Source organism: uncultured Amaricoccus sp., assembly GCF_937858865.1.
In the GTDB taxonomy this organism is placed as follows: domain Bacteria; phylum Pseudomonadota; class Alphaproteobacteria; order Rhodobacterales; family Rhodobacteraceae; genus Amaricoccus.
This window is the reverse complement of record NZ_CALLYO010000118.1, coordinates 1-13,825: the sequence shown is the minus strand read 5'-3', so window position 1 is coordinate 13,825 and position 13,825 is coordinate 1. Positions and strand designations below refer to the sequence as shown.

12 protein-coding genes are annotated in these 13,825 nt (G+C 70.2%); 9 read left to right on the top strand and 3 right to left on the bottom strand.

Translation table 11 applies throughout. From position 1 onward, the window contains the following. The first annotated feature begins 157 nt into the window (after positions 1-157). From Q0112_RS03315 to ppk2, 6 genes are read left to right on the top strand one after another with little or no spacing between them, the layout of a single operon-like run. The gene (locus Q0112_RS03315) at positions 158-1,753 is read left to right on the top strand and encodes a hypothetical protein (protein ID WP_297971371.1); all 1,596 of its coding nucleotides are present in this window, start codon (positions 158-160) and stop codon (positions 1,751-1,753) included. 10 nt (positions 1,754-1,763) lie between these two features. Beyond that, a complete protein-coding gene (locus Q0112_RS03310) occupies positions 1,764-2,861 on the top strand; it encodes an AI-2E family transporter (protein WP_297971368.1) in 1,098 nt (365 codons plus the stop codon). Then, entirely contained in the window at positions 2,861-3,328 is a 468-nt protein-coding gene (locus tag Q0112_RS03305; protein ID WP_297971365.1) for a hypothetical protein, read from the top strand. Before Q0112_RS03310 ends, Q0112_RS03305 begins: the two co-directional genes overlap by 1 nt. 1 nt (position 3,329) lies before the next feature. Continuing rightward, positions 3,330-4,562: an HlyD family secretion protein gene (locus Q0112_RS03300; protein WP_297971362.1), complete on the top strand. Its 1,233-nt coding sequence runs from the start codon at positions 3,330-3,332 to the stop codon at positions 4,560-4,562. Next, complete coding sequence (locus Q0112_RS03295; RefSeq protein ID WP_297971360.1) at positions 4,562-6,253, top strand: SulP family inorganic anion transporter; 1,692 nt, start codon at positions 4,562-4,564, stop codon at positions 6,251-6,253. Before Q0112_RS03300 ends, Q0112_RS03295 begins: the two co-directional genes overlap by 1 nt. Beyond that, complete coding sequence (gene ppk2, locus Q0112_RS03290; protein ID WP_297971357.1) at positions 6,250-7,095, top strand: polyphosphate kinase 2; 846 nt, start codon at positions 6,250-6,252, stop codon at positions 7,093-7,095. Before Q0112_RS03295 ends, ppk2 begins: the two co-directional genes overlap by 4 nt. Before the next feature lie 57 nt (positions 7,096-7,152). On the opposite strand, the gene Q0112_RS03285 is transcribed toward ppk2, so the two are convergent. From Q0112_RS03285 to Q0112_RS03275, 3 genes are all read right to left on the bottom strand, one after another. Beyond that, positions 7,153-8,145: a glycosyltransferase family A protein gene (locus Q0112_RS03285; RefSeq protein ID WP_297971355.1), complete on the bottom strand. Its 993-nt coding sequence runs from the start codon at positions 8,143-8,145 to the stop codon at positions 7,153-7,155. 86 nt (positions 8,146-8,231) lie between these two features. Then, positions 8,232-9,656, bottom strand: coding sequence for a lipopolysaccharide biosynthesis protein (locus Q0112_RS03280; RefSeq protein WP_297971353.1), 1,425 nt, complete (start codon positions 9,654-9,656; stop codon positions 8,232-8,234). Positions 9,657-9,726: 70 nt separating this feature from the next. Continuing rightward, positions 9,727-10,830 carry a hypothetical protein gene (locus tag Q0112_RS03275; protein WP_297971351.1) on the bottom strand — a complete coding sequence of 368 codons (1,104 nt, stop codon included), beginning with the start codon at positions 10,828-10,830 and terminating at the stop codon, positions 9,727-9,729. A gap of 255 nt (positions 10,831-11,085) precedes the next feature. On the opposite strand from Q0112_RS03275, the gene Q0112_RS03270 reads away from it, so the two are divergent. Genes Q0112_RS03270 through Q0112_RS03260 form a run of 3 tightly spaced genes read left to right on the top strand, consistent with a single transcriptional unit; the run spans position 11,086 to position 13,406 of the window. Continuing rightward, entirely contained in the window at positions 11,086-12,030 is a 945-nt protein-coding gene (locus Q0112_RS03270; protein WP_297971349.1) for a quinoprotein relay system zinc metallohydrolase 2, read from the top strand. A gap of 11 nt (positions 12,031-12,041) precedes the next feature. Then, the gene (locus Q0112_RS03265; protein WP_297971346.1) at positions 12,042-12,848 is read left to right on the top strand and encodes a quinoprotein dehydrogenase-associated SoxYZ-like carrier; all 807 of its coding nucleotides are present in this window, start codon (positions 12,042-12,044) and stop codon (positions 12,846-12,848) included. Positions 12,849-12,851: 3 nt separating this feature from the next. Beyond that, the gene (locus Q0112_RS03260; RefSeq protein WP_297971344.1) at positions 12,852-13,406 is read left to right on the top strand and encodes a rhodanese-like domain-containing protein; all 555 of its coding nucleotides are present in this window, start codon (positions 12,852-12,854) and stop codon (positions 13,404-13,406) included. Positions 13,407-13,825: the final 419 nt, after the last annotated feature.

Genomic DNA, 13,825 nt, shown 5'->3' with positions numbered 1-13,825 from the left:
CTCCGCCAGTCGCCCGCACGAGGCGGGCGGCGGCGGCGAAGATCGGCGTCTTCCGGCCGAGTACGTTACTGTCTACTACGTGCGCGCTCCAGGTTTCGGACGTCCGGCGCCTGTGCCAAAATCCGCGCCGCGTTTCGGAGCAGGATATGGCGGCCAGATGGTGCGGGAGGAGCAGGCGGTTTCGACCCAGGCTGTCCGGGCGGAAGTCGCTCGCATTCTCGGATCCCCGCATTTCGACGCCAGCGAGCGCAACCGGCAGTTCCTGAGCTACGTCGTCGAGGAGGCCCTCGCCGGGCGGAGCGAGCGCATCAAGGCCTACACGATCGCCACAGAGGTCTTCGGGCGCGACCCGAAGTTCGACCCGCAGCTCGACTCGATCGTCCGCATCGAGGCGGGACGGCTCCGCCGGTCGCTCGAGCGCTACTATCTGACCGACGGCCGGACGAGCCCCCTGCGCATCGACATCCCCCGCGGCGGCTACGCGCCGGCCTTCACGGCTGCGGAGTCGGCGGCACTCCCGCACGCATCTGCCGGTCCGCCCCGCGTGCTGGTGACGGCCTTCGAGGCGGAGGGCGACCAGTCGTCCTTCCCGACCTTCACCCGTGGCTTCACCCGCTCGCTGATCATCGCGCTGACCCGCTTCACCGGCCTGCGCGTCTTCGGGGCCGAGACCGCGCTGCGCCCTCCGGCCGACATCGACCCCGGCGCCGCCCGGCGGGAGCTCGCCGCCGACTACCTCGTCACCGGCCAGACCTCGCTGCAGCCGGACCGCTTCCAGGTCGACGTCCTGCTCGTCGAGGCGGCGAGCGGCCGCGCCGTCTGGGCCGAGACCTTCGAGCGGCAGCTGAAGCCGTCGGAAATCATCGCGCTGCGCAACGAGGTGGCGAACCGCGTCGCGCGGGCCCTGGCGCAACCCTACGGCGCGATTCAGTCCGATCGCGCGCGCGACGCCGACGGACAGGCGCCCGAGCTGCTCGGGAGCTACGCCGCCGTGCTCCTCTTCTACGCCTACTGGCGCACCTTCGACCAGGCGATGATCGAGGCCGTTCGCGTCGGGCTCGAGCACGCCGTGGCCGCCGAGCCCCACTATGCCGAGGCGCTGGCCTGCCTGTCGCTCGTCTATTCCAACGCCTACCGCTTCCGTCACCCGATCGGCGCGCCCGACCCGGACCCGCGGGACCGGGCGCTCGCGCTCGCCATCCGCGCGGTCGAGCTCGCCCCGAGCTCGAGCTGGGCGCGCTACGCGCTCGGCCTGGCGCGCTGGTTCGCCGGCAATGCGGCGGCCGGTCTCGAGGCCCTCGAGGCCGGCCGGAGGCTCAACCCGAACGACACGACGATCCTCGCCGACCTCGGCCAGCGCTACGCGATGCTCGGCCGCTGGGACGAGGCCGTGCCGCTGATCGAGGAATCCTACGCCAGCAACCCGGGCCAGCCCGGCACCTATCGCATCGGCCTCTTCCTCTACCACTTCGCCCACGGCCGCTTCGCCGAGGCGCTGGCCGAGGCGCGCCGGATCACTGCGCCGCGGATCCTCTACGGCCATGTCGCGGTCGCGGCGGCCGCGGCCGAACTCGGGCGCGACGACGAGGCGTCCGACGCCGTCTCGGCCATCCGCGCCCTCGATCCCGACTACGGCGCCCAGGTCGTCGCCGACCTCGAGAACCGCCACCTCGCACCGGATCTCGTGCCCCTGATCGTCGCCGCGCTCGCCAGGGCCGGCCTCGCGGTCACGGCGCCGGACAAATCCTCGTAAGGGCGTCAGAATGCGTGCTCCCCATCTTCGCAAAGAGCGGCTCGAAGCGAGCGCCACCGACTTCGTCGTCCGCCTCGCCTTCCTCGGCCTCTTCGCCTGGTGGTCGCTGGAGCTGGTGCGCCCCTTCGTGCCGATCCTGATCTGGGCGATCCTGCTCGCGGTCGCGCTCTACCCGGTCTATGCTTGGCTCGCCCGCCAGCTCGGGGACCGCCCACGCCTCGCCGCCTTCCTGCTCACCCTCCTCTCGCTCGCGACCGTGCTCGGCCCGGTCAGCATCCTCGCCACCAGCCTCGCCGAGTCGATCCAGTGGCTCGCCTCCGGCCTGAACTCGGGCACGCTCAAGATACCGCCGCCGCCCGCGGCCCTCGACGAGTGGCCCGTCGTCGGCAAGGATCTCGACGAGGCCTGGGCCCTCGCCGCCAGCAACCTCGACGACGCCGTGCGGCGGTATGGCCCGGAAATCCTGCCCACCGGCGGTACCGTGCTCGGCAAGATCGCCGAAATCGGCCTCGACGTCCTGAAGTTCGTCGCCTCCGTCGTCATCGCGGGCTTCCTCTTCCTCCCCGGTCCCCGCCTCGCCGCCGGCGCCCGCGCCTTCGCCAGCCGGCTCGTCCAGCCGCGCGGCGCGCATTTCGTCGACCTCGCCGGCGCCACGATCCGCAACGTCTCGCGCGGCGTCATCGGCGTCGCCCTCCTGCAGGCGCTCCTCGCCGGCGTGATCCTCTACGCCGCCGGCATCCCCGGCGCCGGCCTGGTCGCCTTCCTCGTCCTCCTGCTCTGCATCGTCCAGATCGGGCCCGCCCCCATCCTTCTGCCGGTGCTGATCTGGATCTGGACGACCCAGGACACCACCTTCTCGCTCGTCCTGACCCTGCTGCTCGTGCCGGTCAGCCTGATCGACAACGTGCTGAAGCCGATCCTGATGGCCCGCGGCCTGACGACACCGATGCTCGTCATCCTGACCGGCGTGATCGGCGGCACCTTGACACACGGCCTCGTCGGCCTCTTTCTCGGCCCCGTCGTGCTCTCGGTCTTCTACGAGCTCGTCGTCGCCTGGACGCGTCTCGGCGCCGTCCCCCCCGAACCGCCCGAATCCGGAGCCGCCTGATGGATCACCCCGCGATGAACCCCGCGGCGCCGCACCACCTGCCGTCCTTCGTCACCGGCCCCGGCCAGTCCGACTGGCTGATGACGGTGATGGCGGTCTTCCTCATCGTCGCCGTCATCTCGGTCGGCCTCGTCTACCTGAAGCTCCACGCGCTGCCCGAGCACATGGCGCACCGCACCAGCAAGGTGCAGTACCAGTTCGTCGCCGTGCTCGCGCTCCTCGCCCTCTTCACCCACAACAACATCTTCTGGATCGCCGCGCTGCTGCTCGCCCTCGTCGAGCTGCCGAACTTCTCCACGCCGATGAACTCGATCGCGCTGTCGCTCGAGAAGCTCTCCGGCCGCGACCGGCATGGCCCCGACGTCTCGCAATGGGACGACCTCCTCTCCAACGACCCGTCGCGCGACAACCCGCCCGGACCGGCGCCGGCGCCGCCTCCCGCCCCGACGCCGGAGAAGGAGGCCTGAGATGCTCGAGCTCCTGCTCTGCTCCGCCGTCACCGTCCTGCCCGACTTCCTCTACCGCCGCTACTGGCAGGGCAAGCGGCTCGGCCACGAGATCACCCTCTTCTCGGTCTGGTACGAGCTGCGCTGGGGCATCACCCTCTGCGTGATCCTGACCATCTCGCTCATCACCACCATCTTCTACTTCCACCCCTCGACCTCGAGCGCGGTCTCGGTCTTCCGCACCGTCACCATCCTGCCCGAGACCAACGGCCGGGTCGCCGAGACCTTCGTCGACATCAACCAGCACGTCACCGAGGGGCAGCCACTCTTCCGCCTCGATACCACCGAGGACGAGGCGGCGGTCGAGACCGCGAAGCGCCGGATCGCCGAGGTCGAGGCCACGATGGTCGTGGCGCAGTCTCAGCTCGCCGAGGCCGAGGGCCGCATCGTGCAGGCCCGCGGCTCGCTCACCCAGGCTCAGGACGAGTACGAGACCCGCGCCGAGCTCATGCGCCGCAACCCGGACGCCATCGCCCGGCGCGAGGTCGACCGCGCCCAGGTCGCCGTCGACACCGCGCAGGGCGCGGTCGACGCCGCCGTCGCCGGCAAGGCCGCCGTCCAGAGCCAGATCGACTTCGCGCTGCCGGCCGAGAAGGCCAGCGCCGAGGCGGCGCTCTTCGAGGCCGAGGTGGCGCTCTCCAAGGCCCTCGTCGTCGCCGGCACCTCCGGCATCGTGCAGCAGTTCGCGCTCCGCCCCGGCGACATCGTCAATCCGCTCCTGCGCCCGGCCGGCATCCTGGTGCCCGACCGCGCCGTCACCGGCCTCGCCGCCGGCTTCGGCCAGATCGAATCGCAGATCATCAGGATCGGCATGGTCGGCGAGGTCACCTGCCCGGCGATCCCCTTCACCGTCATCCCCGTCGTCGTCACCGACGTGCAGGACGTGATCGCCTCGGGCCAGATCCGCCCGACCGACCAGCTGCAGGACATCTCCGCCTTCGCCCGCCCCGGCACGATCACCGCGATCATGGAGCCGCTGTTCGAGGGCGCCCTCGACCGCCTGCCGCAGGGCTCCTCCTGCATCGCCAACGCCTATACCTCCAACCACGACGCCCTGCAGGACCCCGAGATCGGCACCTTCCGCGCCTTCGTGCTGCACGCGATCGACGCGACCGGCCTCGTCCACGCCGCGCTCCTGCGGCTCCAGGCGCTCGTCCTGCCGGTGCGGACCCTCGTCCTTTCCGGCGGCCACTGATGCCCCGCGGCGCCCCTTCGACGCGGCCGGTGCTGGCGAGCCTCGCCGGCTACCGGCCGGCGTGGATCAGGGGCGACGTCGCCGCCGGCCTCGCCATCGCCGCCGTGGGCCTGCCCACCGCGATCGCCTACCCGGCGATCGCCGGCCTGCCGCCCGAAACCGGCCTCTACGCCTCGATCGCCCCCCTCGCCGCCTACGCCGTCTTCGGCCCCTCGCGCCAGCTGATCGTCGGGCCGGATGCCGCGACGATCACCGTCATGGCCGCCGTCCTCGCGGCGATCCCCGGCCTCGAGGCCGCCGACCGCCCGGCCGTCGCCGCCACGCTCGCGCTCGTCGTCGGCGGTCTCTATCTCGGCGGCCGCCTCCTCGGGCTCGGCGTGCTCTCGACCTTCCTCTCGCGCCCGATCCTCGTCGGCTTCTTCGCCGGCATCTCGCTCTCGATCATCACCGGCCAGCTCAAGCGCGTCACCGGCGCGCCGATCGTCTCCGACGGCCTGCTCGCGCCGTTCGTCGACCTCGTCCACAAGGCGGTCGACATCCACTGGCCCTCGCTGGCGCTTGCCGCGGCGATGTTCGCGGTCCTGCAGGCCTCGGCCGCGCTCCGCCTGCCGGTGCCCGGCCCGGTCATCGTCGTCCTCCTCGCCGTCGCCCTCTCGGCGCTTCTCGACCTGCCCGCCCACGGCGTCGCCACCGTCGGCGACATCCCGTCGCGACTGCCCGCGCTCTCCCTCCCCTCGACCGGCGGCGCCGGCCTCGACCAGCTCCTCCTCGGCGGCGTCGCCATCTTCCTCGTCAGCTTCGCCGCCGGCATCGTCACGGCGCGGAGCTTCGGCCAGCGCGGCGGCTACCCGGTCGACGCCGCCCGCGAGATGACCGGCTTCGGCGCCGCCAACATCACCGCCGGCCTCTTCGCCGCCTTCCCGGTGACCGCTTCGGACTCGCGCACCGCGATCAACGCCTCGGTCGGCGGTCACTCCCAGCTCGCCGGCGTCGTCGCGGCCGCCACGCTCGTCCTCGCCGTCCTCTTCCTGCAGCCGGCGCTCGCGATCCTTCCGATCCCCGCCCTCGGCGCCATCCTGATCTCGGCCGCGCTCGCGCTCATCGACATCCCCGCGCTTCGCGCGATCTGGCGGATCAGCCGCATCGAGTTCGCCTTCGCGATGATCGCCCTCGTCGCCCCGATCATGCTCGGGGTGCTGAACGGCGTGATCGTCGCCATCGGCGCGACCTTCGCCTACCTGCTCCGCAAGATGATGTTCCCACGCGACGCGCTGCTCGGCCGCATCCCCGGCCGGGAGGGCTTCTACAAGCTGCACCGCCACCCCGAGGCCCGCTCCGTCCCCCGCCTCGTCATCGCGCTCGTCGAGGGCGACCTGCTCTTCTTCAACGCCGACCACGTCCAGGCGCGGCTCCTCGCCATCGCCGACGCGGCGGCCGCGGAGACGCGCTGGTTCCTGCTCGACGTGGGCGCGGTCACCCAGACCGACTCGACCGCCGCCGCCATGCTCGAGGAGTTCCGCGCCGACCTCGCCGAGCGGGGCGTGCGGCTCGGCTTCGCGGAGTTCAACGCCGAGGTCCGCGACCTCCTCGACCGCGCCGACCTGCTCGCCGCGGTCGGCGCCGACATGATCTTCGACGACCTCGACGATGCGCTGCGCGCCTTCGAGGCGAACCCGGGAGAAACCGCATGAGCAAGAAGCGCAAGAAGGACAAGGCCGCGAAGCCGGACGAGCCCGCCCCCGATCCCGCCACCGCCAGGAAGGCCCGCAACAAGGCCTACGAGACCGAGCTCGCCCGCCTCCAGGTCGAGATCGCCAACCTGCAGGCCTGGGTGAAGGCGAGCGGCGCGCGCATCGTCATCCTCTTCGAGGGCCGGGACGCCGCCGGCAAGGGCGGGATGATCAAGCGGCTGACCGAGAAGGTCTCGCCGCGCGTGTTCCGCGTGGTCGCGCTGCCCTCGCCGTCCGACCGGCAGAAGACCCAGCTCTACATGCAGCGCTACATCGAGCAGCTGCCGGCCGGTGGCGAGGTGGTGATCTTCGACCGCTCCTGGTACAATCGTCCCGGCGTCGAGCGGGTCATGGGTTTCTGCACCGAGCAGGCCGCCACCCGTTTCCTGCAGGAGATTCCGCACCTCGAGGCGCTCCTGACCGAGTCGGGCATCACGCTGCTCAAGTACTTCCTCACCGTCGGCGAGCAGGAGCAGGAGCGCCGCTTCCGCCAGCGCATCGACGATCCCACCCGCCAGTGGAAGCTCTCGCCGATGGACCTCGAGAGCTACCGCCGCTGGTGGGACTACACGCGCGCCTACGACGAGATGCTTCGCCTGACCGACACGCCGCACGCCCCCTGGTGGATCGTCGATTCGAACGACAAGAAAGCGGCGCGCATCAACTGCCTCACGCACCTTCTCGCCTCGATCCCCTACGAGAAGGTCGCGTACGAGGAGCCGAAGCTCGGCAGGCGCCAGAAGAAGCCCGACGACTATGTCGCCGACCGGACGGCCCGCAACGTCGTGCCGAGCGTCTTCTGAGAACCTGTTTGGAAAGCGCGGAACGACGAGGCAACATGCCGCACGACTCTCGGCCGGTCAGTTGTTCAGAAGCCTGTCCCTGCCGGCCGGCCGAGCTTGCGCGGCGGCCCACCGGAGCTTCCTCCACGCATCCGGCCTGCGAAAGAACTCGCCGAGCGGCGGCAGCAGCAGCAGCGAAGGCTGGTGCCGCAAGATGAAGTTCAACAGGTCCAGGCACCCCCGCTCCCTGCGGACGATATGCAGGCACAGAGACCAGTAAGCCAGAAGAGCCAATCCACGATCGCTTCGCCGTTTCAGGAAATGCGCACTGGAATGCGCGGCCCCCGGCCCGGCGAAGAAGGCCCGGAAGACCGCCTCCATCTCCTCGTTCTTGTCGTGTACCGTGCGGAGGCTGTTCTGCCGATTTTCGCCATGGCTGCGGAATATCAGCAGGTCCGACTCGACCTTGGCTATCGACCCGAGCAGGGCGAACCTCATCCACATCTCGACATCGCACATATGGGGCAGGTCGACGTTATAGGGCCCGGCCTCCTTCTGGGCTGCCGTGCGAACGACCGCGGCGGGGCCGAAGATCGGGCTTCGCCCGGTCCGGCAAATGGTCTGCAGGAACTCGGTCCCGGAAGCCACCTGCACCGGCGCCGCGGCCGTCACCGACAAGCCTGCCGGGGGATTCTCGCCATGGTGGGGCAGCGCCGATCCGTACACGAGGTGCACCTCGGGGTGCGCATCCATCACCGACGCCGCACAGCGCAACGCGCCATGCAGCAGAAGGTCGTCGGAACAGAGGATCATGAAATATTCCGACTCCGCCCACTCGATGCCTTCGTTGAGCGAGGCGTGCAGGCCGAGGTTCCTCCTGCGGACCCGGATCTCGACGCGCGGATCCTTGCGCGCGATTTCCCGGGCGATTTCCGCGCTGTCGTCCGTCGACGCATTGTCGATGACCAGGACGCGGAGCCGCTCGACGTCCTGGGAAAGCACGCTCCGGACGGCTTCGCCCAGGTATCGCCCGTAGTTGTAGTTGGGGATGACGACGTCTACGCTCGCCACGGCGCCCTCCGCTGGCTGGAGTCCACAGACATTGCCCCCGGTCGGAACTGTCGCCTTCGTCCTCCCGGCCGCCCGCGCACGCTTCGTCAGGCCTCGGCGCCCGCCGGCCGCCCCAGGTCCGCGATGACGCTCGCGTAGAGCGACCGGTAGCCGGCCACGAAGAGCAGTATCCATCCATGGACGAGGGCCATGGTGGCGCCCCCGATCGCGAGCCGCAGCAGCGGGGAAAGCCCCTCGCCAATGCCCTGCAGCAGCAGGAACGCACAGGCTGCGGCCACCGCACCGGCGACGAACGGACCCGCAACCGCCCTGGCCAGGTCCCTGACGGAGACCGGGGTCCCGTGAAGGCACCATGCGACGTGCGGGAAGAGCCACAGCACCATCACCGTCGAGTAACTCAGCGCGACGCCATTCGGCCCGTAGGGCAAGCCCAGCAGGCAGGCCACGACGACGAGCGGCGCCAGCACGAGGCCGACGTACAGGCTGCGCTTCTGCAACCCCACGGAAGCCAGCACCCAGAAGAGCGGATTGATTATCCCCAGCACCAGTATGGTCGGCGTCATCAGCCTGAAGATCGGCACGGCCTGCGCCCATCCCGGCCCCAGGACCAGCCTGACGATCTCGTCGGCGAACAGCGCACAGAACAGCGTGGTCGGAACGGTGACCGCCGTGATGAGCGTATAGCCCTTGAGGAAGAAGCTCCGGAAGCGCGTGGGATCGTCCTGAAGGCGCGAGAGCGCCGAGAAGAACACCCCTCCCACCGTGGCGTTGATGGTGTTGACCGGAAGTCCGATGAGCTGCACCGCGCGCGTGTAGACGCCGAGCACGTCGGGTCCCCAGAACCGGCCGAGGATGACCTTCTCCAGGTTGTAGCCGACATAGACGACGATGCCGTTGAGCGTGACCGTGCCGCCGAAGCAAACCATCGGCCAGATGTCGACGCCGAGGCGGGGCCGTCCCGGCAGCCAGCCGGTGGCGAACCAGCAGCCCACGGTATAGAGCGCCGAGGTCGCCATCAGGCCGGCGACCAGGGCCCAGTAGCCGTAGCCGGTCCAGGCCATGCCCACCCCGACGCAGGCGCCGCCGAACTGGGACACCGCGTCGATGACGCTCAGCGCGGGATACCGCAGGTCGCGTTGCAGCAGCGCGGAATGCTGCACCCCGGAGGCGGCGAGAAGAAAGCCGGGCGCCAGCGCGACCATGATCCAGAACAGGCGGGGATCGCGATAGAACTGGGCGATGAACGGGGCGCAGACCACGCAAAGGAGCGCGAGGAGGCTGCCCACGAGGATGTTGACCCAGAACAGCTGGGAGATCTGCTGCCTGGTGACCTCCGACCGCTGGACGGTCGCCAGGGACAATCCGGCGCTGGTGAAGAGGTCGAAGAAGCCGGTGACGACCGTCACCATCGCCACCAGCCCGAAGTCGTTCGGGCTGAGCAGGCGTGCCGCGATCCCGAGATAGACCAGGCGGACGGTCATCGTCGCGGCCTGGCCGAACAGCTTGGCCACGCCCCCCCGTACCGCCTTCCCCTTCAGGTTATGCATTTCCGATGTCCCGGGAAGAACCAGCCGTCTCTGGCTAGGCGTCGACAGCGACCGGGTCCTTCGTCCGTTCAGAGGTTTCCACGACGGGATCGTGCCGGACCGGTGGGGCCGCCGCCACGCGCTCGAGCCAGACCTCCCGCCACCATGAATAGATGCTTCTCGGGCAGTGCATGCGCCGGTCGCTGTAGCACGCCTGGCACCAGACGTTCTCGAGTATGAGGGCCGGCGTCTTGAGGGTGACCATCAGGCCGGTGTTCTCGCCGATGAACCGCGACACCCGCGCCTGCACCCGGAAGATCTTGCCGCAGTACGGGACCATCTCCGCATCGAAGAAAAGGCCCCTGTTCTTGTTGCTCTCGTCGATCGTCGCCAGGATTTCTTCGTACGACTTCACGCGCACCAGTTCGCCCGGCTGCAGATCCAGCGTGACATACGGCGTCGGCTCACCCATCGGCACCACGCCGCGCCGCCGGGGAAACGGGAGCCCGCCCCACAGGCTCACCACCCGGTCATAGACCCAGCGGAACGGCTTTCGGAGCGTGTCGTGCCCGGGCCGGACGAAGTAGTAGTAGGAGCCGTATATCGCGCCGCTGACGAGCTGGCCCAGCGAAGCGTTGCCGGAGGTATAGTCCCTGACGTACTGCCTGGCGTCCCACCACGGCAGATACGTGGTGAAGACGGGAAGGTCGGTCGCCTGGCAGGCGTATCTCGGGCCGCCGGTCGCGGGCTGGTCCGCGGCCAGCGTTCCGGCCAGCACGGCTTCCTCCGAGCATCCGGCTTCCTGCCGGAATGCGCCCGCGGCGGCGCGATCGCCTTCCGACCGCTCGGAGGGCCCTTCCACCGGTTTCAGCCACGCCGCCTTCCAGAATATCAGGCAGGCCGCCTGGCAACCTCCGTACGCCCTGCCGTCGCATCGCACGTTCTCGAGGTGCACGCCGTCGGGAAGGGTGCGCCCGCCGGTACCGTTGACGGTATCGCACGTCTTGTGGGCGCTCTTGTATACCCGCAGCCTGCGGCCGCAGAACTCGAACATCTGCGGCATGAAGGGCAGGCCGTCGAGCCGGCCGTTCGAATCGAGCGAGCGGAGAATTTCCTCCTTGCTGCGAACCTCGACCCAATCTCCCGCGCGTAGCGACATGCCTGCTTCCCTACCGACTCGACACCGCACCAGAAACCCGAGCTGACAAGCTGTGGACCGACGTAACAACATCCTATTCCGGGCAGCCCATGACAATTGGTCGTAGTCCTTCGCCGTCCGGCCGAGAGCCTGTTCGAAAAGCGTGTGAGAAAGGTTGAGCGACGGAGGGCGGCGGCAGGGCCGGCCCCCGCCCGCCGCATCATACCAACCGCCGAGTTGACGCGCCGGCGGCACGGGGCGACCCTTGGCGAGACGATGATCCCGGCGCGCGACATCCTGCCGACGACGCGGCGCGGCGCCCTGCTCGGGGCGGCGTGCCTCTGCTGCCTGCCGGCAGCCGGCTGGGCGTCGACCGGCGTCGAGGAAGTGGCGCCGGGGGTCTTCATCCGCCGCGGCCCGGATGCGGAGGCCGACCGGGAGAACCTCGGCGGCATCGCCAACATCGGCTTCGTGATCGGCCGCGATGCCGTCCTCGTCACCGACCCGGGCGGCAGCCGCGCCGACGGCGCCTGGCTCCGCGGCGAGATCCGTGCGCTCACCGACCGGCCGATCCGCCATGTCGTCATCAGCCACGTCCACCCGGACCATGCCTTCGGCGCCGGCGCCTTCCTCGCGGACGAGCCGGAGTTTGTCGGCCACGCGGCCCTCACCCCGGCGCTCGCCGCCCGCGGCGACTTCTACCGCGAGCGGCTGGCCGAGATCCTCGGGGCGGAGGCGGTCGGGCCGGTCGTGATGCCGACCCGCGAGGTGGGCGCGGACGGGACGGTCATCGACCTCGGCGACCGCCGGCTGCGGCTGCACGCGCACCCGGCGGCGCACACGACCTGCGATCTCTCGATGCTCGACGCCGAGGCAGGGCTGCTCTTCCCGGCGGATCTCCTCTTCGTCGGGCGGGTGCCCTCGCTCGACGGCAGCCTGACCGGCTGGCTCGGCGAGCTCGACGCGCTCGAGGCGCTCGGCGCCCGCCAGGCGGTGCCGGGCCACGGGCCGGCGCTGGTCGAGCCGGGGCCGGCCATCGCCCCCCTCCGCCGCTACCTCGCGACGCTCGCCGAGGAGGTGCGCGCGGCGATCGCCGCCGGCCAGCCGATCGGCGCGGCGGCGCGCACCGCGGCGGCGGGCGAGCGCGGGAACTGGACGCTCTTCGACGATTACAATGGACGAAACGTCACCCAGGCCTACAAGGAACTGGAGTGGGAATAGGAGGACCGACCATGCCGAAGCGGCTCATCCTCGCAGCCTGCCTCGTCGCCCTGGCGGCGCCGGCCTTCGCCGCCGGCAACATGGAGCCAGACCGGGTGTCGCGTTGGGAGGACCTGACCTATCTCATCTTCGGCGACGATGCCCGCATCGCGCCGACCGAGAGCCTCGTCACGCTGGCGGCGCCGGCGCGGGCCGAGGACGCGGCGCTGGTGCCGGTGACGATCGCAACCGCGGAGGGCGCGGGCGTCACCGGGCTCAGCCTCGTCGTCGACGAGAACCCCGGCCCGCTGGCGGCGCGGCTCCGCTTCGGGCCAGCCGGCGACCCGCGCGAGCTCGGGCTCCGGGTGCGGGTGGACGGCTATACCAACCTGCACGCGGTCGCGACGCTGGCCGACGGGTCGATGGTCGCGAACGCGGTCTTCGTGAAGGGCTCGGGCGGCTGCTCGGCGCCGATCGGACTCAGCGACGTCGAGGCGATGGCCGACATGGGCGAGATGCGAATGAAGTTTGCCGCCGGCGGGCCGGAGGGGAGCGGGCGGGCGACGCTGATGGTGCGCCACCCGAACTTCAACGGCATGCAGATGAACCAGGTCTCGCGGCTCTACACCCCGGCGCGCTACGTGACCGAGGTCGAGGTCAGCCGCGGAGGCGAGCTCGTCTTCGCGATGGAGAGCGACATCTCGCTCGCCACCAACCCGGTGATCGACTTCCTCTACCGCACCGGCGACGCGCGGCCCTTCACCGTCTCGGTGGCCGACAGCAGCGGCGCGCGCTGGTCGCAGGAGTTCCCGGCGCCGGAGTCGGCCGTGACCAACTGAGCCATGCGCGGCCTCCCCGCCCTCCTCGCGCTGCTCCTCGCCACCGGGGTCCTCGCCCAGGAGTCGCCGCCGCCCGAGCCGGACGGCTACCGCACCGGCGCGCTGCGCGCCCCGACGCCGGCGACGCTCGCGGGCGCCGAGGTGCTCGACATGGCCGGCCTCGAGGCGGCGGTCGCCGGCGGGGCGGTGCTGATCGACGTCGGGCCGGCGCCGGTCAAGCCAGCCGACCTGCCGCCCGACCGGGTCTGGCTGCCGGTGCACCGCTCGATCCCCGGCGCCGCCTGGATGCCGGGCGCCGGCCTCGGCGACGACCTGCCGCCCGAGCGCGCGGCGCTCTTCGTCAGCCAGGTCGAGGCGCTCATGGGCGGCGACCGGGCGCGGCCGGTCGTCGTCTTCTGCCAGCCCGACTGCTGGGGAAGCTGGAACGCCGGCCGGCGGCTGGTGCAGGCGGGCTTCGCCGGCGTCGCCTGGTTCCCGGACGGGGTCGACGCCTGGCAGCGCGAGCATCCGACCGCCCCGGTCGACCCGATGCCGGGATGGGGGAGCCCACCTCCGTAGGGCGACTAACCTATCGTATTCCTAGGACGCCCCGAAGGAAAAAGCCTGCTGATTCCGGGAGTGCGAAAAGATACCCTTGTACTCCCGTTAGGTTCGAGTTGATTGGTGAATAATGCTCGGGCAACAAGGGAGCAAGATCATGAATAATATCTTTCAGGTCGATCGGCGGAGATACATCCTGGTATCTGACGTTCGCACAACGGCCCTTCCTCTCCCAAACGTTCTCGGGGTCAAATCCTGCCGGCTTGTCCGCTTCATATGGCTCTGATGTTACTTCTCCCACCGCGGCAATCTTACCTCGAACATAGGAGTATACGGTATCACCGGGACGCACCACGGAAACATTTTCCCAGTGATGGGGGGTGCTTCCGCGCTTGTCTCTAAGCGGAGCCCAAATGTACCCGCCTGCCCTCTCGTGC

Coding starts and splice junctions, on each gene's coding strand:
- Q0112_RS03315 (WP_297971371.1), top strand. CDS start 158: ATGGTGCGGGAGGAGCAGGCGGTTTCGACCCAGGCTGTCCGGGCGGAA.
- Q0112_RS03310 (WP_297971368.1), top strand. CDS start 1,764: ATGCGTGCTCCCCATCTTCGCAAAGAGCGGCTCGAAGCGAGCGCCACC.
- Q0112_RS03305 (WP_297971365.1), top strand. CDS start 2,861: ATGGATCACCCCGCGATGAACCCCGCGGCGCCGCACCACCTGCCGTCC.
- Q0112_RS03300 (WP_297971362.1), top strand. CDS start 3,330: ATGCTCGAGCTCCTGCTCTGCTCCGCCGTCACCGTCCTGCCCGACTTC.
- Q0112_RS03295 (WP_297971360.1), top strand. CDS start 4,562: ATGCCCCGCGGCGCCCCTTCGACGCGGCCGGTGCTGGCGAGCCTCGCC.
- ppk2 (WP_297971357.1), top strand. CDS start 6,250: ATGAGCAAGAAGCGCAAGAAGGACAAGGCCGCGAAGCCGGACGAGCCC.
- Q0112_RS03275 (WP_297971351.1), bottom strand. CDS start 10,830: ATGTCGCTACGCGCGGGAGATTGGGTCGAGGTTCGCAGCAAGGAGGAA.
- Q0112_RS03270 (WP_297971349.1), top strand. CDS start 11,086: ATGATCCCGGCGCGCGACATCCTGCCGACGACGCGGCGCGGCGCCCTG.
- Q0112_RS03265 (WP_297971346.1), top strand. CDS start 12,042: ATGCCGAAGCGGCTCATCCTCGCAGCCTGCCTCGTCGCCCTGGCGGCG.
- Q0112_RS03260 (WP_297971344.1), top strand. CDS start 12,852: ATGCGCGGCCTCCCCGCCCTCCTCGCGCTGCTCCTCGCCACCGGGGTC.